The organism is Corynebacterium sp. HMSC073D01, assembly GCF_001815555.1.
In the GTDB taxonomy this organism is placed as follows: domain Bacteria; phylum Actinomycetota; class Actinomycetes; order Mycobacteriales; family Mycobacteriaceae; genus Corynebacterium; species Corynebacterium glucuronolyticum.
In genome coordinates this window covers 1-301 of record NZ_KV821076.1, presented here as the reverse complement: position 1 = coordinate 301, position 301 = coordinate 1, and the positions used below count along the sequence as shown (strand labels likewise).

The window sequence follows — 301 nt, the reverse complement described above, 5'->3', positions numbered from 1 at the left end:
GCGACAAGTACTTTGATGCGGATGGCAACCCGATCAAGGATGGGGAGGCCGACCATGATGGGGATAAGATCCCGAACGCTAAGGAGTCTGACACCAACGTTAAGCCCGATGGCGTCAACGATGATGGTACGGCGAAGGTGCCGATCACGGATAAGACCGGCAAGCTGGATAACGGTAAGCAGGTTCCGAACGGCATCGCCGATCTCATTGAGGCACTCGATACCGACGGCGATACGATCCCGGATTACCTTGATCCGGATGCCGATAACGACGGCGTGAACAACAACGACGAGATCGCCGC

1 pseudogene is annotated in these 301 nt (G+C 56.5%); it reads left to right on the top strand.

Annotated elements, in window-relative coordinates:
- Positions 1 to 301: pseudogene (locus tag HMPREF3044_RS10265) on the top strand (hypothetical protein); the annotation flags it as partial.